At 63.4% G+C, this 20049-nt stretch carries 18 protein-coding genes and 1 tRNA gene; 11 read left to right on the forward strand and 8 right to left on the reverse strand.

Features of this window, described 5'->3' with window-relative positions:
• Nucleotides 1-389, forward strand: a 389-nt coding sequence (locus tag F0185_RS28655; protein ID WP_229477244.1) for a methyl-accepting chemotaxis protein, incomplete at its 5' end; no start/stop codon positions are given.
• A 40-nt stretch (nucleotides 390-429) separates the two neighbouring features.
• Here the strand turns inward: F0185_RS28655 and hemW are convergent.
• Both hemW and rdgB read right to left on the reverse strand, forming a co-directional pair.
• Nucleotides 430-1668: a radical SAM family heme chaperone HemW gene (gene hemW / locus F0185_RS28660; RefSeq protein WP_166880629.1), complete on the reverse strand. Its 1239-nt coding sequence runs from the start codon at nucleotides 1666-1668 to the stop codon at nucleotides 430-432.
• Nucleotides 1665-2249, reverse strand: a complete 585-nt coding sequence (gene rdgB, locus F0185_RS28665; RefSeq protein WP_167230832.1) for an RdgB/HAM1 family non-canonical purine NTP pyrophosphatase — start codon at nucleotides 2247-2249, stop codon at nucleotides 1665-1667. The genes hemW and rdgB overlap by 4 nt, the downstream gene beginning before the upstream one ends.
• Nucleotides 2250-2422: 173 nt before the next feature.
• On the opposite strand from rdgB, the gene F0185_RS28670 reads away from it, so the two are divergent.
• From F0185_RS28670 to F0185_RS28690, 5 genes are all read left to right on the forward strand, one after another.
• Nucleotides 2423-3487, forward strand: coding sequence for a transporter (locus F0185_RS28670; protein ID WP_187362678.1), 1065 nt, complete (start codon nucleotides 2423-2425; stop codon nucleotides 3485-3487).
• A 40-nt stretch (nucleotides 3488-3527) separates the two neighbouring features.
• Nucleotides 3528-4472, forward strand: coding sequence for a DUF3616 domain-containing protein (locus F0185_RS28675; RefSeq protein WP_167230835.1), 945 nt, complete (start codon nucleotides 3528-3530; stop codon nucleotides 4470-4472).
• A 68-nt stretch (nucleotides 4473-4540) separates the two neighbouring features.
• Nucleotides 4541-4611, forward strand: a tRNA-Ala gene (locus F0185_RS28680).
• A 170-nt stretch (nucleotides 4612-4781) separates the two neighbouring features.
• A complete protein-coding gene (locus F0185_RS28685; protein WP_167230838.1) occupies nucleotides 4782-6095 on the forward strand; it encodes an SDR family NAD(P)-dependent oxidoreductase in 1314 nt (437 codons plus the stop codon).
• Nucleotides 6085-7290 carry a leucine-rich repeat domain-containing protein gene (locus F0185_RS28690; protein ID WP_167230841.1) on the forward strand — a complete coding sequence of 402 codons (1206 nt, stop codon included), beginning with the start codon at nucleotides 6085-6087 and terminating at the stop codon, nucleotides 7288-7290. Before F0185_RS28685 ends, F0185_RS28690 begins: the two co-directional genes overlap by 11 nt.
• 199 nt (nucleotides 7291-7489) lie before the next feature.
• Here the strand turns inward: F0185_RS28690 and rph are convergent, their stop codons facing one another.
• From rph to F0185_RS28705, 3 genes are read right to left on the reverse strand one after another with little or no spacing between them, the layout of a single operon-like run.
• Entirely contained in the window at nucleotides 7490-8218 is a 729-nt protein-coding gene (rph, locus tag F0185_RS28695; protein WP_167230844.1) for a ribonuclease PH, read from the reverse strand.
• Between the two features lie 23 nt (nucleotides 8219-8241).
• Nucleotides 8242-9192 (reverse strand): PP2C family protein-serine/threonine phosphatase, encoded by a 951-nt coding sequence (locus F0185_RS28700; protein ID WP_054264091.1) that lies wholly within the window; start codon nucleotides 9190-9192, stop codon nucleotides 8242-8244.
• A gap of 15 nt (nucleotides 9193-9207) precedes the next feature.
• Nucleotides 9208-10203, reverse strand: a complete 996-nt coding sequence (locus F0185_RS28705) for a serine/threonine protein kinase (RefSeq protein ID WP_167230847.1) — start codon at nucleotides 10201-10203, stop codon at nucleotides 9208-9210.
• 99 nt (nucleotides 10204-10302) lie between these two features.
• Between F0185_RS28705 and F0185_RS28710 the strand changes: the two genes are divergently transcribed.
• Complete coding sequence (locus F0185_RS28710) at nucleotides 10303-11190, forward strand: YicC/YloC family endoribonuclease (protein ID WP_166895943.1); 888 nt, start codon at nucleotides 10303-10305, stop codon at nucleotides 11188-11190.
• Between the two features lie 39 nt (nucleotides 11191-11229).
• Here F0185_RS28710 and F0185_RS28715 read toward each other — a convergent pair whose 3' ends face one another.
• Complete coding sequence (locus F0185_RS28715) at nucleotides 11230-12705, reverse strand: MFS transporter (RefSeq protein ID WP_229477245.1); 1476 nt, start codon at nucleotides 12703-12705, stop codon at nucleotides 11230-11232.
• Nucleotides 12706-12786: 81 nt separating this feature from the next.
• On the opposite strand from F0185_RS28715, the gene F0185_RS28720 reads away from it, so the two are divergent.
• The 4 genes from F0185_RS28720 (at nucleotide 12787) to F0185_RS28735 (ending at nucleotide 17022) form a co-directional block, all read left to right on the forward strand.
• Nucleotides 12787-13617, forward strand: a complete 831-nt coding sequence (locus tag F0185_RS28720; RefSeq protein ID WP_167230850.1) for an AraC family transcriptional regulator — start codon at nucleotides 12787-12789, stop codon at nucleotides 13615-13617.
• Between the two features lie 192 nt (nucleotides 13618-13809).
• Complete coding sequence (gene gmk / locus F0185_RS28725) at nucleotides 13810-14457, forward strand: guanylate kinase (protein ID WP_167230853.1); 648 nt, start codon at nucleotides 13810-13812, stop codon at nucleotides 14455-14457.
• A 32-nt stretch (nucleotides 14458-14489) separates the two neighbouring features.
• Entirely contained in the window at nucleotides 14490-14693 is a 204-nt protein-coding gene (rpoZ, locus tag F0185_RS28730) for a DNA-directed RNA polymerase subunit omega (protein WP_054264095.1), read from the forward strand.
• Nucleotides 14694-14772: 79 nt separating this feature from the next.
• Nucleotides 14773-17022, forward strand: a complete 2250-nt coding sequence (locus F0185_RS28735; protein WP_167230855.1) for a RelA/SpoT family protein — start codon at nucleotides 14773-14775, stop codon at nucleotides 17020-17022.
• 223 nt (nucleotides 17023-17245) lie between these two features.
• On the opposite strand, the gene F0185_RS28740 is transcribed toward F0185_RS28735, so the two are convergent.
• Both F0185_RS28740 and F0185_RS28745 read right to left on the reverse strand, forming a co-directional pair.
• Nucleotides 17246-17797 carry a biliverdin-producing heme oxygenase gene (locus F0185_RS28740; RefSeq protein WP_187362679.1) on the reverse strand — a complete coding sequence of 184 codons (552 nt, stop codon included), beginning with the start codon at nucleotides 17795-17797 and terminating at the stop codon, nucleotides 17246-17248.
• Between the two features lie 98 nt (nucleotides 17798-17895).
• Complete coding sequence (locus F0185_RS28745; RefSeq protein WP_167230858.1) at nucleotides 17896-19926, reverse strand: TonB-dependent receptor; 2031 nt, start codon at nucleotides 19924-19926, stop codon at nucleotides 17896-17898.
• Nucleotides 19927-20049: the final 123 nt, after the last annotated feature.

Raw genomic sequence — 20049 nt, forward strand, 5'->3', positions numbered from 1 at the left:
CAGGCGCGGCCAAGGAAATCAAGGGCTTGATCGGCGACTCGGTGGCGCAGGTCAGCAACGGCACGCGCCTGGTGCAGGAAGCCGGCACCACCATCGGCGAAGTGGTCGACAGCGTGGCGCGCGTGACGGACATCATGTCCGAGATTACGGCGGCCAGTAACGAGCAGCGCGTGGGGATCGACCAGGTCAACGAGGCGATTGCGCAGATGGACCAGGTGACGCAGCAGAACGCGGCGCTGGTGGAGGAAGCGGCGGCGGCGGCCGGCAGCCTGGAAGAACAGGCGGCGCGCCTGGCCGAGGTGGCCGGAGGCTTCAAGCTGGCGTCGACGGCGGCGACATCGCGACCGCAGCGGGTGGCCGGCAAGGCGCCGCTGAAATTGGCGGCTTGACCCGTCGTCTCCTGCACTGCCGGAGACGACGGCGGGCTGTTCAAGCCCCCAAAAACATCTCCTGCAAATCATTCAAGAAGCGCTGCCCCAGCTCGGTGGGGCGAATGATCTTGTGATCGCGGTAAATCAAGCCCTTGGCCTCGGCCGCGTTGAGCGTCTGCTCGATCGCATTGATCCCCATCCCGGTCCGCTCGCCGAACAGGTTCGGTGAAAACCCCTCGGTCAGGCGCAAGGTGTTGAGCATGAACTCGAACCCCATGTCCGCGCGCCCGATTTCGCGCTCTTCCTGCACCGGATTACCGGCCCGCGCCGCCTCGATGAAGGCCTTCGGCTGCTTGTAGCGCGCCTGGCGCAGCACCCGGTGCGGGAACGAGATCTTCGAATGCGCACCCGCGCCAATCCCGAGATAATCACCGAACTCCCAGTAATTCACATTGTGCTTGGCGCGCCGCCCCGGCTGCGCGTACGCCGACACTTCGTAATGCCCGTACCCCGCCGCCGCCGTCTCCAACGCGATCATGTCCTGCATGTCGGCGCTGGCATCGTCGTCCGGCAGCGCCGGCGGATACTTGGCGAACAGGGTGTTCGGCTCCATCGTCAGGTGGTACAGCGACAAATGCGGCGGCGCGAACGACAGCGCCGTCTCCAGGTCGAGCCGCGCTTCTTCCAGCGTCTGGGTCGGCAAGGCGTACATCAGGTCCAGGTTGAAGTTGTCGAAGTTGGCATGCGCGATCTCGACCGCCCTCCTCGCCTCGTTGTCGTCATGGATGCGGCCCAGCGCCTTCAAGTGCTTGCCGCTGAAGCTCTGGATGCCGATCGACAGGCGGTTGATGCCGCTGGCCCGGAACGACTTGAACTTCTCCGCTTCGAACGTGCCCGGATTGGCTTCCATCGTCACTTCGGCGTCCACGTCCAGCGGCAGCAAGGTGCGCACGTCCGACATCAGCCGGTCCAGGCCCTTGGCCGACATCAGGCTCGGCGTGCCGCCGCCGATAAAGATAGTGTAGATCTTGCGGCCCCAGATCAGGGGCAGCGACTGCTCCAGGTCGAGCCGCAGCGCGTCGAGGTACGCTTCTTCCGGCAGCTCGCCGCGCGCCTCGTGCGAGTTGAAATCGCAATAAGGGCACTTCTTCACGCACCACGGATAGTGGATGTACAGCGACAGCGGTGGCAGCGCGGCCAGGTTCAAGGCGCCCGGTTGCAGGTATTGCAGGGCACTGGCGGCCGGCGAGCGCGGCTCGGTCTTGACGGCGCTGCCGGCGACTTTGATCGGAATCATTTCAGCTTCTCTACCAGTGCGCGCAAAGCCTGGCCGCGGTGCGACAGCGCGTTTTTTTCAAGCGGCGTCAGTTCGGCGGTGCACTTGCCCAGGGACGGAATCCAGAAGTGCGGATCGTAGCCAAAACCGCCGGCGCCGCGCGCTTCGGCCACGATTTCGCCGTTCCAGCGACCGTCGGCGATGACCGGCTGCGGATCGTCCGCATGGCGCACATACACCAGCACGCAGTAGTAATAGGCCGATTTGTCGGCGTGAGCGGCCAGGTCGGCGATGAGTTTCTGGTTGTTGCGCGCATCCGACTTCGGCTCGCCGGCAAAGCGCGCCGACCATACGCCGGGCGCGCCGCCCAGGGCATTGAGGCACACGCCCGAGTCGTCGGCCAGCGCCGGCAAACCGGTCAGGCGCGAAGCGTGGCGGGCTTTTTCGAGCGCGTTTTCCACAAAGGTGGCGAACGGCTCCTCGGCTTCGGGCACGTCGAATTCGCCCTGCGCGTGCAGGGTGAAGCCTACGGGTGCGAGGATTTCGCCAAACTCCTTGAGTTTGCCGGCGTTATTGGAAGCGAGGATGAGGCGTTGGGTCATAATTGTCTGGTCTGGCCGAGGATGAATGCAAGTGCGTATTTTAGCCTGTGGCGCAGGCGCCGTCGCTTCAGCAGCTTTTAAGGTTATTGCACGATAAACGCTGTACTATACCGGCATCCGATTTTGACCCTCCCGGTTTGCCGGCGGCGGCAGTGCCGTGCGCCAGCGAATCCATGAATAACTCCTTGAACAATGCAGGTGCGGCCGTGCTCGAAATCGAAAAAGTCGAAGTGAGCTACGGCTCCGACCCTTCGGGGCTGGTGTGGGGCTATCTGTTCGGCGTCACGCCGGAAGCGCTGGCCGTCGATTCGGCGGCGGCGCTGGCCTGGATGCGCGACCACGCGGCCAACAATCCGGCGCAGTTCATCTGGCTGCACTTTAACCTGTCCAACGCGGCCAGCGAAAAGTGGCTGACCACGCACGCCAACCTGGCCGAGGAATTCTACGAAACGCTGCACACCGGCTCGCGCTCGACCCGCATCGAACTGGCCGAAGACACCCTGATCGCGGTGGTCAACGATGTGCTGCACAATTTTTCGTTCGAAGAATCCGACATTTCAACCCTGTGGGTGAGCGTGGCGCGCAATGTCGTGGTCAGCGCGCGCCGCAAGCCCTTGCAGTCGATCGAGCGCGTGCGCCAGGCGGTGCGCCAGGGCGAGCCGGTACGCTCCTCGGTCGAACTGCTGATCCACCTGCTGCGCGACCAGGCCGACGTGCTGGTGAAAATCGTGCGCGACGCGGTGGAACGGGTTGACGACATCGAAGACAAGCTGCTGGCCGACCGCCCCACCGCCAGGCGTGAAGACCTGGGAGCCATGCGGCGCGTGCTGGTGCGCCTGCAACGGCTGCTGGCGCCCGAGCCGGCCGCGCTCTTTCGCCTGCTGCAACGCCCGCCCTCGTGGATGGCCGACCTGGACACCCAGGAGCTGCGCGAAGCGACCGAGGAATTCTCGGTGGTGCTGAGCGACATGTCGTCGCTGCAGGAACGCATCAAGCTGCTGCAGGAAGAAATCGCCGCGCGCGTGAGCGAAGAAACCGGCCGCAGCCTGTTTATCCTGACCATCGTGACGGTGCTGGCGCTGCCGATCAATATCATCGCCGGCATGCTGGGCATGAACGTGGGCGGTATTCCGCTGTCGCACCACCCGGCCGGTTTCTGGATTATCGCCGGGATCATCGCGACATTTACGGTGGTGGCGGGCTGGCTGGTCACGCGTGCGGCGCGACGCCTGCGTTAGCCACTATCATGGTGTTTTAATCAACACACCGGAGGACGCCATGAGCAAACACGAAGCGGCCAGCGCCACCCTGATCGCGGGCGCGCTGCACGCGACATTGGAAGAGCATTTTACCTATCGCGGCATGTGCGACGCCTCGGCCGCCGCCGCGCTCGGGGAAGACCTGTTCGTGGTCGCCAACGACGAACGCAACCAGCTCAAGATTTACCGGCGAGGCGTGGCCGATGCGGTGCAGGTACTCGACCTGTCGGACTTTTTGGGCACCAAGAAGAACAAGGAATCGGACCTCGAAGGCGCGGCCACCATCGGCGATCGGATTTACTGGATTACCTCGCATGGCCGCAACAAGAAGGGCGAGGTGCAGGAGCGCCGCTTCCGCTTTTTTGCGACCGAGGCGGGCAAGGGCAAAGGCAAGGCGCTTCTGGAACCGGTCGGCCAGGCCTACAGCGGCCTGCTGGACGACATGATCGCCGCTGAACAATTGAAGAAGTATCCGCTTGCGCAAGCGGCCGGATTGACGCCGGAGGCCGATGGCGCTTTCAACATCGAAGGGCTGGCGGCCACGCCGGAAGGCACGCTGTTGATCGGCTTGCGCAATCCGGCGCCCGAGGGCAAGGCGCTGGTGGTGCATTTGCTCAATCCTGAAAAGGTGGTCGAGGGCGAGCGGGCCGAGCTTGGCGAGGCGTTCGAACTCGATCTGGGCGGGCTGGCGATTCGCAGCATGGAGCTGGTGGGCCTGGCGTACATGATCGTGGCCGGGCCGCCGGCAGATCATGGCGAGTTTGCGCTGTATCGCTGGTCGGGCAAAAGCGGAGACGCCCCGGAGCAGCTGGTGCACGAGGATTTTGACGATGTGCGGCCGGAAGCGCTGTTTGCCATTCCAGGAACGCGCAAGGTGCAGATCTTGAGCGATGACGGCGGGCCGCATGTGAAGGAGATTGCGGAGGAAGAGCAGACGTTCCGGAGCATCACGGTCGTTCTCTAGCGCGCTCCGGACCGGTGCAATGCCCGGCCCAGCCGCCGCAATTGCCGAAAATGCTACAATGTCAGCGGAAAGCCGTGGCGTAATGGAAGCGCATTTGCATGGCATGCAAAAGGTGCCGGTTCGAGCCCGGTCGGCTTTCCCCGCGATGCTTCGATGGCCGTTTCATCGGCGCCCGAGCGGATCTGTCACGCAGCACCTCACCTTGCAAGGTGGCGGGCGCCGATTCAAATCCAGCCCGCTCTTTTCCGGTTTGAGGCATGGTGCGAACGCAAGCTGTCCCCAAGGATCAATTTTTCTACAGACTTTGCGATGACTTTCACAAACGAGGACCTTGCCACCACGCTGCGTGTGCTGCAAGCCATCGCGGACCAGCCTTCCCGGATGAACGCGCACCCGCGTTTCAAGGCGCTGATTGCCAAAATACAAAAAACGGCCAAGCGCGAGCTGCGCCAGGCGCGCACAGAACTGTCCACGGCGCAGTTTCACCAAGCCCGCCTGCAAACCGGCCTGGTGCAGGCACAGCAAGCAACACCAGCGCTGTTGCCGCCGCCGCAGGACGGCGGCAGCACCTTGCGTTCCCAGCGCTGCTATGTCTGCAAGCAGACCTATCACGAACTGCACCACTTTTATCACCTGCTGTGCCCCGTATGCGCAGCGAAAAACTGGGCCAAGCGCGAACAACGCGCCGACCTGGGCGGCTATGTGGCGCTGGTGACAGGCGGGCGCATCAAAATCGGCTTCGAAACGGCATTGCGCTTGCTGCGCGACGGCGCCCGCGTGATCGTTACCACGCGTTTCCCGCGCGACGCCGAGCGGCGCTTCCTGTGCGAACCGGATGCCAGCGCATGGCGCGACCGGCTGACGCTGCACGCACTTGACCTGCGCAATATCGCGTCGGTCGAGGCCTTGGCCGACACCCTTTGCCACGACCTGCCCCACCTCGACATCGTCATCAACAACGCGGCGCAGACCATCAAGCGCCCGCGCGAATTCTACGCCGCCTTGATGGCCGCCGAACCTACCCCGTGGCTGCTGGAGGCAAGCAGCCAGTACCTTGGACAGCTGCCGGGCTACGAAAACTACTTCTTACGCAACGAGCAGGACAGCTACGGGCAGGCGCTCGACAAGCGTCCCAGCAATTCGTGGTCGCAGCGGCTGCACGATGTGTCCACGCTGGAACTGGTGGAAGTGCAAGTGGTCAATGCGATCGCGCCCTTCCTGCTGACCTCGCGCCTTCGTCCCGCGCTGCTGCGCTCGCCTAACCAGAGGCGCTTCGTGATCCAGGCGTCGGCCATGGAAGGGCAGTTCAACCGGCAGGACAAGACCGCTTTCCATCCACATACCAACATGGCCAAGGCCGCATTGAACATGCTGGTGCGCACCAGCGCCCAGGACTGGGCGCGCGACGGCATCTACATGAACGCCGTGGACACGGGCTGGATTACCGACGAAAAGCCCTACCCCCAGGCCGAGCGGATGCGGCAGGAACAGCACTTCTACACGCCGCTCGATGTCATCGACGGCATGGCGCGCCTGATCGATCCGATCATGCGCGGCATCAACGAGCCGGACACGCCGCTGTTCGGCCATTTTCTCAAGGATTACGAACCCCATGCCTGGTGAACCGTCGCTGCCGCCGCGCCAGCCCATCGCCGCTCCGGATGCACAGGACGCCAGCGCCGTGCAATGCCCGGTCCATCGCGTCGAGATCACGCCGTGCGACGCAGCCGAGCTGGCGCCCTTGCTGGCGTACCTGAGCGCCAATCAGGCGCTGCAAGGCAGCCAGTACTTTCCCCGTGGCGCCGTGCTGGACGATGGCCGGCTGGACCTCTGCAAGCAAAGCCTGGGCAGCGACAACTGCCTGCGGATCGCGCAGGCGCTGCAGGGCAACACCCAGGTCCGCAGCCTCATGCTGGGCACCGACGCGATTGGCGATACCGGTGCGCACGCGGTGGCCCAGCTGCTGGACAAGAACGCCCATCTGCAGGTGCTCTACCTGGGCTGCAACAACATTGGGCCCCTCGGAGCGCGCCGGCTTGGCGCAGCGCTGGCGCGGAACGTGCAACTCACCGGTCTCTGGTTGAAACGCAATCCGCTGGGACCGGAGGGCGCTGCCAGCATCGCCCAGATGCTGCGCAGCAATCGGCACCTGCGCGTGCTCGACCTCGTCAATACCGATCTGCGTACTGCGGGCCTGGACGCCATCGTCGACGCCTTGTGCACCGATAACCGCACCATGCACACCCTATACCTGAGCGGCAACGGCCTGGGACCGCCCGCCGCTGCAGCCTTGTCCCGGCTGCTGCGCGAAGCGCCGCACGTCACCGCGCTCTACCTGAGCGTGAATCGCCTGGGGGACGAAGGCGCGGCCATGCTGGCCGAAGCGCTCCATGCGAACCGCAACGTGCAGACACTGGAACTGGCCAGCAACGGCATCGGCCCGGAGGGCGCCGGGGCCTTGTTCCAGGCGCTGCGGCGCCATCCCGCCATCGAATGCCTCAACCTGGGCTATGCCCCTTCTACCAGGGTGCTGGGCGCGTCGGCCAATCGCATCGGCGATGAAGGAGTCGCGTACGCAATGGACATGCTGTCGGAATCGCGTACCTTGCGCAGCCTGGATTTAACGCGCAATGGCGTGACGGGCCGAGGGCTGGGAGCTCTGGACAGCGCCCTGTCCGGCAATCGGCATCTCGGCCGCCTGCTGGTCGATGGCAGCCTGCCCGACGTGCTGGCCGAGCGCCTGGCGCGCAACCGCGTGGAGCATGGCGATCTTCCGGTTCCACCGGACCGGGCGTTGATCAGGAGTGTCTACCGCTGAAGGGCGGTTGGGGCAGGAGATGGCGGAGGAAGAGCAGATGTTCAGGAGTATTACGGTCGTGCTATAACGTCGTTCCCGCGAAGGCGGGAACCCAAGTTAGTCGTTGAGCCAGCAGCTCCAGCACGAACTTGGGTTCCCGCCTTCGCGGGAACGACGGCTAAAAGAACGTAGGGTCAAGGATGCGCTACCGGGCCGCAGCTTACAAGCCGAGGCTTTTCTTCTGCAGCGCGATGATGTCCGCAATCCCGGCCTGCGCCAGATCGAGCAAACGATTCATCCCGGCGCGATCAAATGCGGCGCCTTCTGCCGTGCCCTGCACTTCGATGAAGTGCCCGGCTTCGGTCATCACCACGTTCATATCGGTGTCGCAGCCCGAATCTTCCACGTAATCGAGGTCCAGCACCGGCATGCCCTTGTACACGCCGACCGAAATGGCCGCCACGAAGCTCTTCACCGGCACCTTCGGAATCGCGCCGCTGGCCACCAGTTTGCTGAACGCGTCATACGCCGCCACCATGGCGCCGGTAATCGAGGCCGTGCGCGTGCCGCCATCGGCCTGGATCACGTCGCAATCGAGGTTCAGGGTACGCTCGCCGAACGCTTCCAGGTCGAACGCCGCGCGCAGCGAGCGGCCGATCAGGCGCTGGATCTCCTGCGTGCGCCCGCTTTGCTTGCCGCGCGCCGCTTCCCGGTCCATGCGCGTGTGCGTCGAACGCGGCAGCATGCCGTATTCGGCCGTCAGCCAGCCCTGCCCTTTGCCCTTCAAAAAGCCCGGCACCTTCTCTTCGATGCTGGCCGTGCAAATGACCTTGGTGTCGCCGCACTCGATCAAGACCGATCCTTCGGCATGCTTGGTGTACTGGCGCGTGAGCACGATGTCGCGCAGCTGGTCGACGGCGCGGCCGCTCGGACGTGATTCAAATGTCATGTATTACCTTGTAAAAGCAGGCCTTACTTAAGTACCTGGGATGATTTTTCGATGGCGTCGCGGATCTCGGCGATCGCTTTTTCGATTTCGTCGTCGTTGAACGCGTCGATTTCGAGCGGCTGTTCCGGCTCCGGGGCGCTCAGGATCGTGGTGCTGACCAGGTTCTCGGGCAGCATCATGGTCGAAATGACCGCCGCGCTGCCGTCCGTGTTCACGCCCGCCGTTTCCACTTCGGGCGATCCTTGCCACATGATCGCCAGCGCGGTCGTGTTGTCGCAGGTCTCGCCGCCGATGGTAATCGCGGTGCTGATCATGTCGGGAATGGCGCGCACGATGGTCTGGGTCGAGAGGCGATGGACAATCTCTTCGTCCGGCAGCATCGACCACAAGCCGTCGGAGCACAGCATGACCACGTCGCCCGTCAACAGGCTGACCTGGCGCGACACTTCGATCTTCGGCAGCGAAGAAGCGCCGATGCAGTTATACAGCTTGTTGCGGTCCGGGTGGGTCGCGCGTTCGGCCGGATCGGCCAGGCCCTGGGCGATCAGGTGCTCGATGTGCGAATGGTCGCGCGTGCGGCCCAAAATCTGCCCGCGCCGCAGCCAGTACAGGCGCGAGTCGCCGCAGTGGGCCCAGATCGCGGTGTTGTGCTGGATCAGGCAAGCCACCACCGTGGTGCGCGGCGTGTCGGGCATGTTGTTGGCGATGCGGTAGCGGTGGATTTCATCGTGCGCTTCGAGGAAAGCCTCTTCCAGGAAGCGTTCGGGTTTGCGCACATACGGCGTGGCGTGCTGCTGGAACATGCTCGACATGGTCTGCAGCGTGATGGCCGCGGCCATTTCGCCGCGCAGGTGGCCGCCCATGCCGTCCGCCAGGACCAGCAGCAGCGCATCGCGCGTGAAGCTGTATCCCATCCGGTCCTGGTTGACCTTGCGGCCGCCGAGCTGGCTTTCCTGATAAACGGAAAATTGCATAGTAATCTTTCTGGATCAGGTGTTTTTATCGTTGACTTTTTTGCGGCCGAAACTACCGAGGCGGTCGACCAGGCCGCGTACCTGGCCGCCGATCTTTTCCAAACCGCGCGGCGCTTCCGGCTTCTTGGGCGGCGGCAGCGCCAGTTCCTTTTGCAGCGCGAACAGGCTTTGCGGACGCGCCAGCGGGTCCATGTCGAGGCAGTTCTTGACCATGCTGATCAGGGCCGGCGAAAAGCTGCCTTCGAGCTTGGCGTAATAGCCAGGCATCTTGTCTTCGGTCTTGCGCTGGTCGGCCGGCTGCGGCGGCGCGCCGGCCATGCAGGCGAAGATGGTCGCGCCGATGCTGTAAATATCCGACCACGGTCCCAGCGCCGCCGTTTTCGAGTACAGGTCCGGCGGGGCGAAGCCCGGCGTGTACATCGGCGTCAGTTTCGGGATGTCGGCGTTGATGGTCTGGCGCGCGGCGCCGAAGTCGAGCAAAATCGGCGAGCCGTCGGTGCGCAGGTAGATATTGGCCGGTTTCAGGTCGAGGTGCAGCAGCTTGTTGGCGTGCACTTCGCGCAGGCCGCCGCACACGCCCAGGAAAATCTGGCGGATGAACGCTTCCGACAGGCGGCTGCCCTTGCTGCCGAGGCGGGCGATGTGTTCCTGCAGCGAGTGGCCCGATTCGTAGCCCATCACCATGTACACGGTGTCGTTGGCGCGGAAAAAGTTCAGCACGCGCACCACGTTCGGGTGCGAGATCAGCGCGAGCGCCCTTCCCTCCTCGAAAAAGCACTTCAGGCCGATGCGGAACACGGGCAGATTGGGCGGTGAAATCACCGGAACGAGCTCGCCGGGTTGCCGCAAAGCGAGGGAGCTCGGCAGGTACTCTTTAATGGCGACCGCGTTCCCCTCGGCGTCATAAGCGAGATATACAATACTGAACCCACCGGACGCAATTTTCTTTACAATGCGATATCCGGCAATTTCAAGTCCATCGGGCAGGGGAGCGTTATTTTGTGCAGCCATCAGAGTGTGTTCCTTGCTTAACACGGCGATTGTGTGGATAAATCACGGCTTTGTAAAGAAAAGATAAAAATACCGGGGACTCCATTGAGCATTTCTAGCATGACAGGTTACGCGGTGGCCACCAGCGAAGGCGCGGCGGGCACCCTTACAATTGAAATCAAGAGCGTTAATTCGCGCTTTCTGGACCTGCAGTTCCGCATCAACGACGAGTTGCGCGCGCTCGAACCGGACTTGCGCGCCGCGATCATGGCCGCCATCACGCGCGGCAAGGTCGAGGCACGCCTCTCTTTCGGGCGCAAGGTCGCGGGCGGCTCGCAAGCCCTGAATGCGGCCATGCTGGCCGATCTGGCCCGTTTGCAGAGCGAAGTGACCAAGCATTTTGTATCGGCGCCGTTGATGACGGTGGCCGAGCTGCTGCGTTGGCCCGGTGTGATCGAGGAAGCCCAGGTTGGCCAGGAGTCGCTGCAGGCCGACGTGGCCGCGTTGACCGCCACCACCGTCGCGGCCTTCGTCGACAGCCGCCGGCGCGAAGGCGCGGCGCTCGAAGCGATGCTCGTCTCGCGCATCGATGCGATGGATGTCATCGTCAAGCGCATCACGCCATTGATTCCGCAGGTGATTTCGCAGTTCCAGCAAAAGGCCATCGAGCGCATGCAGGATGCATTGGGACTGGCCGGGCATGGCACGCCGTCCACGCTGACGCGCCAGGAAGCCTTCGAGCGGATTCGCCAGGAAGTGACCTTGTACGGGATCCGGATCGATGTGTCGGAAGAGTTGTCGCGCTTGTCGGCGCACTTGACCGAGACCCGGCATATCCTCAAAAAGGGCGGGCAGGTCGGCAAACGGCTCGACTTCATGATGCAGGAACTGAACCGCGAAGCCAATACCCTGGGCGCCAAGGCGTCGGTGAAGGAACTGGCCGATGCGTCGATGGAATTGAAGCTCCTGATCGAGCAGATGCGCGAGCAGGTGCAGAATCTGGAGTAGGTCAGACAAGCCCCGCGAGCGGCTTCTCTTGACCGGGCACTAGCTGTCTTCCAGCTTGCGCAAGGTCAGAGAAGCGAGCGCGGCAAGCGCGCTCAGCGCCGCCGTCGCGAGGAAGGCGGCATGATAGCCCTGTAGTTGCGCCAGAGCATGAACATCCGGCGATTTTTTTGCCACCGACTGCGCCAGCGTGGAGAGGCCGGCAATGCCCAGCGCGGCGCCAAGCTGGCGCGCGGTATTGAACAGTCCTGACGCCAGGCCGGCTTCCTTCGGCGGCACAGCGGCCAGCGCCGTATGGGTTGCCGTCATCAGCATCAGCCCGAGTCCCAGGCCGATCAGCAGTGTGGGCCCGAGCACATCGGCGACGTAATTGGCTTCGATCGGCAATCCGGCCAGCCAGGCCAAGCCGGCAGCGCTGATCATGCCCCCGAAAAAGGGCAAGCCCCGCACGCCGGAATCCATCAAGGGACGCGACACGATCGCCGCGATCGCCAGCGTGATCCCCATCGGCAGCAGCGCCAGGCCAGTGTCGAGCGCGTCATAGCCAGCAATCTGCTGCAGCGCGATCGAGAGGAAGAAAGTCGACGCGGTCAGGGAAGCGCCCAGGCCAAGCACCACGATATTTCCCATGCGCACGCTCGGCAGCCTGAATATGTCGAGGCGGATCAGCGGGTGCGCCGTCCTGGCCTGGATGATCACGAAAGCGAGCAGCAACACCGCCGCCGCAAGCAGTATGTACTGGACGGTACGGGAGTCCCAGCCAAGATTGACCGCTTGCGAGATCCCCAGGATCAGGGCGCCCATTCCCAGCGTAATGCTGATGGCGCCCCACACGTCGAGCTTTGGCCGCTGCGTCCCGGCCTTGACCGGCTGCATGCACAAGGCCACGCCGGCGATCAGGGCGAGACCGATCGGTACGTTCACGAACATCACCCAGCGCCATCCCATCCCGGCCGTCAATATGCCGCCGATCACGACACCGATGGCCGACGCAATCGCGCTTGACGCCGCCCACAGCGAGATCGCCCTGGCCTTCGCCGGGCCGGCCGGATAGACCGCGACGATCACGGCCAGGGTAGAGGTCGCCAGAGCCGAGGCGCCAAAGCCCTGGATCGCGCGCGCCACCAGCAAGATTGTGCCACTGGTCGCCAGGCCGCCCACCAGGCTGGCCAGGGTGAAGATGACCAGACCTGATAGTAGAACGCGCTTGCGTCCGTACAAATCGCTGGCACGCGCCGCCAGCAGCATGAAGCCGCCCAGGCTGAGCAAATAGGCATCGACCACCCATTGCAATTGCAGACTGGAGAGATGCAAATCAGCTTGCATCGAAGGCAAAGCCACATTCACGATGGCGCCGTCCATGACGACCATGAAGGATGCAACGCACGCAATGAACACGGCGACCCACAGCGGAATGTGAGGATGAATCAAGGAAGGTGCTGCGACAGCAGACACCGGAGCGGATGCACTCATGAAAAACTCCTGTTGCGGTTGGTTGAGAACTATGGAGGACAGCATGCCCTGTCACAGGCAACAGTATTGGACAGCCGCCGCATACACTGATAACGTTGTTTAGACAAAATATAATGAGATCCAGCCATGTCAGTTTCAGATGAACAAACGACCGTCCCTGCCAATATCAGCGAGCGTTCCGACGGACCTGCGCTGGTCGCGATCCGGGGCGAGGACAAGGCCGGCAATGAATTCCGTCTCGGGACGCGCGAATACGATTGGCATACCCATGTGCGAGGACAGGTGTTTTGCGTAGAAAGCGGTCTGGTGCACATGCGCACCGCCCACGGTTCCTGGTTGTCGCCGCCAAATCGGGCCGGCTGGATACCGCCGGGCGAGGCGCACAAGGTCAGCGTCAACGGCGCGATGAGCGGATGGAGTTTGCTGATCACACCCGAAGCGGCCAGCGAACTGCCCAGGCATCCCTGTGTGATCGGCATCAGCGAACTGATGCGTGCGCTGGTGCGACGCGCGGTCTCCTGGTCCGCCCAACACACGCTGGAAGCGGAACAGGAGCGCGTGATCGCGGTACTGCTCGACGAGATGCGGCATGCCCCGCACGAAGCGCTGCATTTGCCGATGCCGCAAGACCGGCGCCTGCTGCGCATCACCACCGCCATTTTCGAACAACCGAAGGATGACCGCACGCTCGACGCATGGGCGAGCTGGGCCGGACTGTCGGCGCGCACCTTGAGCCGCCTGTTTCGCTCCGAGACCGGCATCAGTTTCGCCCAGTGGCGCCAGCAAGCCCGCTTGACGCATGCGCTGGAACGCCTGGCGCAGGGGGACGCGGTGGCCGTGGTCGCCGATGCACTGGGCTATGCCACGCCCAGCAATTTCATCGCGATGTTCCGCCGCAGCTTTGGCGATTCGCCAGCGCGGTATTTTGCGAATCGGGCAGGCTCCACGTTTCGCTGAAGCACCGGCCGGGGCGGGAGAAGCGCCCGCCGCAGGACCGGTCCCGCCAGGCGCTTGCTGTTCTATCTTCAACGCCTGAACGTCGACCTGTTTGGTAAAATGATTTCTTTGCGTGTATTTCAGTCGGTCGCATCACGACTCGCGGCAGCCCATGAGGCGCCCATGCTACGCATCGTCACCCGAAAGCACATTATGCCAACCACTATTCCCGGCTTTTCCGGCAGCCTGTTCGTCGTCGCCGCCCCGTCCGGCGCCGGCAAGTCCACCCTGGTCAACGCGCTGCTGGCGCAGGAACCGGGCATCAAGCTGTCGATCTCGACCACCACGCGCCCTCCCCGCCCGGGCGAGCAGGACGGCCGCGAGTACCATTTCACCACCGCCGAGGACTTCGTCGAGCGCGCCGGGCGCGGCGAATTCCTCGAATGGGCCGAAGTGCACGGTAATTACTACGGCACCTCGCGCCTGATGGTCGAAAAGGAAATGAAACTGGGCACCGACATCCTGCTCGAAATCGACTGGCAGGGCGCGCGCCAGGTGCGCAAGCAGTTCCCGGACGCGGCCGGCATTTTCATTTTGCCGCCCTCGATCAAAGCACTGGAAGAGCGCCTCTACAAGCGCGGCCAGGACGAAGAGAACGTCATCACGCGCCGCCTGCTGGCCGCCGGCGGCGAGATCGCTCACGCTCCCGAGTTCGAGTATGTTATTATCAATGAAGAGTTCAACGTCGCCTTGTCAGAGATGAGCGCGATTGTCAGAGCGACACGCAGCCGTTTTGCACAACAAGCTGCGCGTAACGCCTCGCTATTTGCCCAACTGGGTATCCATGCGCAACAATCGTGACACGGCACACACCGTCATATTGAGGAAAATACATGGCCCGCATTACCATTGAAGATTGCTTGAAGCACATCCCTAACCGCTTTCAACTGACCCTGGCCGCAACCTATCGCGCCCGTCAGTTGTTGCAAGGCCACACTCCCAAGGTGGAAGCCAAGGACAAGCCAACCGTTGTCGCCCTGCGTGAAATCGCTGCCGGCAAGGTCGGTATCGAGATGCTGAAAAAGGTTCCGATGTAATTAGTTATTTCGTGCCCGAACGGTGTCAACAAGCCATCCTGATTTACTTTTTTCACATTTCGGCTGATTGACTTTGCGTATGAATCTGATTCCTCCGGATACGACACTCTCAGGCACACCCAAGACCCGGTCTGCACGCGCCGCCACCAAGGCGCAAGAGGCCGAGGTTCCTGTCGCTCCCGTTCCGGGCGTGGCATCGGTCTCGCACTTGTCGGCCAAGCTCTCCGAGTACCTCACCGCCTCCGAACTCAAAAAGGTCAAGGAAGCGTATCGTTTTTCCGACGAGATGCACCTTGGACAAGTCCGTAAATCGGGCGAACCGTATATTTCCCATCCCATCGCCGTGGCTGAAATCTGCGCCGACTGGAAGCTCGACGCCCAGGCCATCATGGCCGCGCTGCTGCACGATGTGATGGAAGACCAGGACGTCAAGAAGGATGAGCTGATCGAGCGCTTCGGCGCCCCCGTCGCCAGCCTCGTCGACGGCCTGTCCAAGCTCGAAAAAATCGAATTCCAGACCCTGATCGAAGCGCAGGCGGAAAACTTCCGCAAGATGCTGCTGGCCATGGCGTCGGATGTGCGCGTCATTCTCATCAAGCTGGCCGACCGCCTGCACAATATGCGCACGCTCGAGCACATGACGCCGGCCAAGAAGCGCCGCATCGCCTCCGAGACGATGGAAGTGTACGTGCCAATCGCGCACCGCCTGGGCCTGAACAATATCTACCGCGAATTGCAGGACCTGGCGTTTTCGCACCTGTATCCGGTGCGTTACCGTACCCTGTCCAAGGCGGTCAAGGCGGCGCGCGGCAACCGCCGCGAAGTGGTCAAGAAGATCCTCGAATCGGTCAAGAGCACGCTCGCCACCGCCGAACTGCCGGCCGAAGTCTACGGGCGCGAAAAAACCCTGTACGGCATCTATAAAAAGATGCGCAGCAAGCATTTGTCGTTCTCGCAGGTGCTCGATGTGTACGGTTTCCGGGTGGTGGTCGACAGCTTCGCCAATTGTTACGTGGCGCTGGGGACCCTGCACGGCCTGTACAAGCCGATGCCGGGCAAGTTCAAGGATTACATCGCGATCCGCAAGTTGAACGGTTACCAGTCGCTGCACACCACCCTGATCGGCCCGTACGGCACGCCGGTCGAGTTCCAGATCCGCACCCAGGAAATGCATCGCACCGCCGAGTCCGGCGTGGCGGCGCACTGGCTGTACAAGAATGGCGAAGCGAACCTGTCGGACTTGCAGCAGAAAACCCACGCGTGGTTGCAGTCGCTGCTCGACATCCAGCAGCAAACCGGCGACTCGGCCGAGTTTCTGGAACACGTCAAGGTCGACCTGTTTCCGGACTCGGTGTATGTGTTCACGCCAAAGTCGAAGATCATCGCCCTGCCGCGCGGCGCCACGGCGCTCGACTTCGCCTACACGATCCACACCGGCATCGGCGACCATACGGTGTCGGTCAAGATCAACAACGAGCCGGCCTCGCTGCGCACCGAGTTGCGCAATGGCGACATTGTCGAGATCGTGACCAATCCCGACTCGAAGCCGAGCCCGACCTGGCTGGCGTTTGTGCGCACCGGAAAAGCCCGTTCGGCGATCCGCCATCATTTGCGCACGATCAACCTGAACGAGTCGGTCGAACTGGGGCGCGAGTTGCTGGCGCAAGCCCTGACGGCCCTGAATATCCAGCCCGATCTGCCGGAACCGGCGGTCGAGAAGCTGCTCAACGAATCGTCGGCCAAGTCGATGGATGAGCTGTATGCCGACATCGGCATCGGCAAGCGCATGGCCGCCCTGGTGGCGCGGCATATTTTCGGCCTGGTCGATGACGACCTGGTCAGTTTGCCGACCAACCCGAACGCCACGCCGGGCGAACTCGATCCGGTGACCATTTATGGCAGCGAAGGCGTGTCGGTGCAGTTGGCCCCGTGTTGCCTGCCGATTCCGGGCGACCAGATTATCGGCCAGCTGAGGCGCGACCAGGGTTTGATCGTGCATACCAGCGACTGCGCCAGTGCCAAGCGCTTGCGCGGCAAGGAGCCGGACCGCTGGATCGCCGTGCAGTGGGGCGGGGAATTGAACCGCCGCTTCGATTGCCGCATCAGGCTGCTGATTAACAATGAAAAAGGCATCCTGGCGCGCGTGGCGGCCGAGATTGGCGAGTCGGATGCGAACATTTCGTATGTGGGCATGGACGAGGATGAAGAACACGTCATGACGCAGCTGCGGTTTACGATTCAGATCAAGGATCGGGTGCACTTGGCGCACTTGATCAGGAATCTGCGGCGCGTGGTGGGGGTGACCAGGGTGGAGCGCGAGCGCAATTAGGTCGTTCGCCTAAAGACGTTTGTTTTCGATACATCCCATGAGCGCCTTTTTCACCCCCCGGCCTCAAGACCGTCATTCCCGGCCTGAGCGGCCCTCTTGGCGGGAATCCAATTCCGTAGCACAATCACAGGCGGCTCAACGGAATTGGATTCCCGCCTCCGCGGGAATGACGGTTTTTAAGTTAGCGGGAATGACGGTCTTGAGGCCGGTGGTCGACCTGTCCCTACCGCATCGCCAAAATCCGGTCAAACGCATCACACGCCCCCCTGCACGCGTCCGCAATCTCCCCTTCGCTTTTCACATTCTCCCTCAGCGCCAGCATGAAGCTGCGCCAGCGCGGACCCGGTCCTTCGGCCCCGCTGCGCAGATAGCGCAGCCGATGCGGCGCCAGCGGCCCCGCCAGGCGCTGGTACAGCACCGCCCCGCCCAGTTGCGAACCCTCGATCACGTACGTTACACCCCAACGGTAGGCCGCACTGGCGCCATCCGGCCACACGGTCGCGTCCTGCCCCCGCGCGTCGACGCGCACCCCGGCCAGCGCCGGATCGGCCAGGTCGGCATCGATCAGCGCCACCCGCGCCACCGCCGGCAAACTCGCCTCGCCCTGCGGACCATCGGCGTAACGCGCCAGCCACGCCTCCAGCGGCGCCAACCAGCGCCGCAGCATGTGCAGGTGGTCGCTGTAATGCTGCAAGCCGGCGTCCGGCTGGGCCAGCGGCATGCCGGTGTCGAGCACGGCGTGACGGTCGGCCGTGGCAATGCGCAGTGCGCTCAAGGCGTCACCGGGCGCGCGGTTGGGATGTTGGTTGATAGACTATTCCTGTTCTGTAGGGCATTTTTTCTACAGTCTATCAGCCTTGCCGCGCGCACGCCTTAAAACGCCGAACTGAGGGTCAGCCGGAACGAGCGCGATTCGGTCGGATGAAAATGGATGTCCTCCACCGCCTCGCCCTCCCCTTGCAGGCGCGATTCGTAGAAATAATCGATCGCCGAACTGCGCCGGTTGGCCAGGTTGAAGCCTTCCAGTTCGAGCTTGAGACGCCTGCCCAGTTTGTAGCCGATGCGCCCGTTCAAGGTGGTGGTGGAACGCGAGCGCACGCCGTTGTCTTCGATCAGCGGACGCGGACCAAAATAGCGCAGCTGCGCCGCGCCAAACCATGGCCCAAGATTGTCGAGCGCCAGCGCCAGCGACGCCACGCCCTCCACCGCGCCGGGAATGCGCCGTCCTCCCGCATCGGCATCCCTGAAACGCGCGCGCGCAAACGCCACGTCGGCATCGAGCGTCATGAACGCGTTCGGCTTGTAGTAATTGGAAAACTCGACCCCGCTGCGGCGGCTCGGACGGCCGGCCTCGGTGGTGCCGGCGTCGCCCACGAACACCAGTTCCGAATCGAAATCGAGCTGGTACAGGGACAAGGAACTCTGCAATCCCGCCAGCGCCTCGGTGCGCACGCCGATCTCGACTCCCGTGGCCCTGACCAGCGGCGTCACGCGCTCGACCGGCGCGCCGCTTTTCGGATCGGTGCGGATGGTGGCGCCGCGCGCATCGTTGCTGTGGAAACCGGTGCCGGCGTTCAGATACAACTCGGTCTGGTTCCACGGGCCGACGATCAGGCTCAGGGTCGGGCTGGCGCGATCGGCGCTGGCACGGCCGCTGTTCTCAGGCAAGATGCTGTCGACATCGAAGCGGACATGGTCGACGCGCATCCCGGCCACCGTGCGCAACATCGGCGTCCAGCGCGTGCTGTTGTCGTAGAACGCGGCGGCGCTGGTCTCCACGATGTGGTCCTCGCGCGTGGTGGCGCGGCGCCGGCGCGCGACGGTGTCGTACAGGCCGTTGTGGATATTGTCGTTCTGGAACTGGACGCCGATCCGGTGGCTGCCCCAGCGGTGCTCGGCGTTCACGGCGCTGGTGACGCGCCGGTCCGGCTGGCTGAACTGGTCGCCGTTGACCGGATCGTCCAGGAAATACGTGAAGTTCGAATACAACGCAAGACGGTTGGCAACCACCGAGGCGTTGACCTTGGTCACGCCCGCGTCGGAGGCGGCGTGCCAGCCGCCGGACAGGCTGTAGCGGCGCGCCACACCGCCGTCGCTGGCGTCGACCGTGTCGAAGCGCCCAAGCCGGCCGTCATCGACCGCGCGGCGCGGAATCTGGTCGCTCGCGCGCCAAGCTGCGCGGTAAGCCATGGCGGTGAGGTTGACACCATTGGCGGCGTCGCCCTGGCTGAACCGCAGCACCCCGTTGAGCTTGTTGAAATCGTCGCCGCGCGTGAATGGCCCGTCGTTATGGAACGCTTCGATCGCGTATAGCAGATTGCCTTGGCCGGCCTTGGGCGAGTCGGCCAGCAGCGCGCGCCGGTAGCCGTTCTGGCCCAGGCCGACACTGGTGATGCCTTCCGGCAGCGTGTCGGCGTAGCGCACCGCCAGCGCGCCGGCGGCGGCGAAGTCGCCCTCGTCGGCGTAGTACGGGCCCTTGCGGTATTCCAGCCGGTTGGCCAGCTCGGGAATCAGAAAATTGAGGTCGGTCCAGCCCTGCCCGTGGGCATGGCTGCGCTGGTTGACCAGCATGCCGTCCACGGTGGTGCGCAGGTCGGTGCCATGGTCGAGGTTAAAACCACGCAGGTAGAACTGGTTGGCCTTGCCTTCGCCGCTGTGCTGGCTGACGATCAGGCCGGGCGTCGCTTCCAGCAGTTCGCCGGGACGGTACACCGAGCGCGCCGCCAGTTGCTGCTGGGTGACCACGCCCGCATTGGCCGAGTCGGCCACGCCGAGCTGGCTGAGGCGCGAGGCGGCCACCACCACCTGGGGCACGGGTTCGGCGGCCTCGTCGGCGTGGACCAGGGCCGAGGCGCCCAGCAGCAGGGCGCTCAAGGGGCGGCGGACGAGTCGATAATCATGCATGGATGGGCCTGTGATCGAAAAACGAGCGCTTGAACAACAGCGCAACGCAAGCTTATTCGGCCGTAATCTGGTTTCGGATTCAACTCCTTGATGCCTTTTCAATAGCTTCCACGTGGCAATTAT

It is taken from the genome of Massilia rubra, from assembly GCF_011682065.1.
Taxonomy (GTDB): Bacteria; Pseudomonadota; Gammaproteobacteria; order Burkholderiales; family Burkholderiaceae_D; genus Telluria_A; species Telluria_A rubra.

Excerpts from the sequence above, each read along its gene's own strand:
- hemW (WP_166880629.1), bottom strand. The coding sequence starts at position 1,668 with ATGATTCCGATCAAAGTCGCCGGCAGCGCCGTCAAGACCGAGCCGCGC.
- gmk (WP_167230853.1), top strand. The coding sequence starts at position 13,810 with ATGCCAACCACTATTCCCGGCTTTTCCGGCAGCCTGTTCGTCGTCGCC.
- F0185_RS28735 (WP_167230855.1), top strand. The coding sequence starts at position 14,773 with ATGAATCTGATTCCTCCGGATACGACACTCTCAGGCACACCCAAGACC.
- rpoZ (WP_054264095.1), top strand. The coding sequence starts at position 14,490 with ATGGCCCGCATTACCATTGAAGATTGCTTGAAGCACATCCCTAACCGC.
- F0185_RS28690 (WP_167230841.1), top strand. The coding sequence starts at position 6,085 with ATGCCTGGTGAACCGTCGCTGCCGCCGCGCCAGCCCATCGCCGCTCCG.
- F0185_RS28705 (WP_167230847.1), bottom strand. The coding sequence starts at position 10,203 with ATGGCTGCACAAAATAACGCTCCCCTGCCCGATGGACTTGAAATTGCC.
- rdgB (WP_167230832.1), bottom strand. The coding sequence starts at position 2,249 with ATGACCCAACGCCTCATCCTCGCTTCCAATAACGCCGGCAAACTCAAG.
- F0185_RS28675 (WP_167230835.1), top strand. The coding sequence starts at position 3,528 with ATGAGCAAACACGAAGCGGCCAGCGCCACCCTGATCGCGGGCGCGCTG.
- F0185_RS28700 (WP_054264091.1), bottom strand. The coding sequence starts at position 9,192 with ATGCAATTTTCCGTTTATCAGGAAAGCCAGCTCGGCGGCCGCAAGGTC.
- F0185_RS28745 (WP_167230858.1), bottom strand. The coding sequence starts at position 19,926 with ATGCATGATTATCGACTCGTCCGCCGCCCCTTGAGCGCCCTGCTGCTG.
- F0185_RS28710 (WP_166895943.1), top strand. The coding sequence starts at position 10,303 with ATGACAGGTTACGCGGTGGCCACCAGCGAAGGCGCGGCGGGCACCCTT.
- rph (WP_167230844.1), bottom strand. The coding sequence starts at position 8,218 with ATGACATTTGAATCACGTCCGAGCGGCCGCGCCGTCGACCAGCTGCGC.
- F0185_RS28715 (WP_229477245.1), bottom strand. The coding sequence starts at position 12,705 with ATGCTGTCCTCCATAGTTCTCAACCAACCGCAACAGGAGTTTTTCATG.
- F0185_RS28685 (WP_167230838.1), top strand. The coding sequence starts at position 4,782 with ATGACTTTCACAAACGAGGACCTTGCCACCACGCTGCGTGTGCTGCAA.
- F0185_RS28720 (WP_167230850.1), top strand. The coding sequence starts at position 12,787 with ATGTCAGTTTCAGATGAACAAACGACCGTCCCTGCCAATATCAGCGAG.
- F0185_RS28670 (WP_187362678.1), top strand. The coding sequence starts at position 2,423 with ATGAATAACTCCTTGAACAATGCAGGTGCGGCCGTGCTCGAAATCGAA.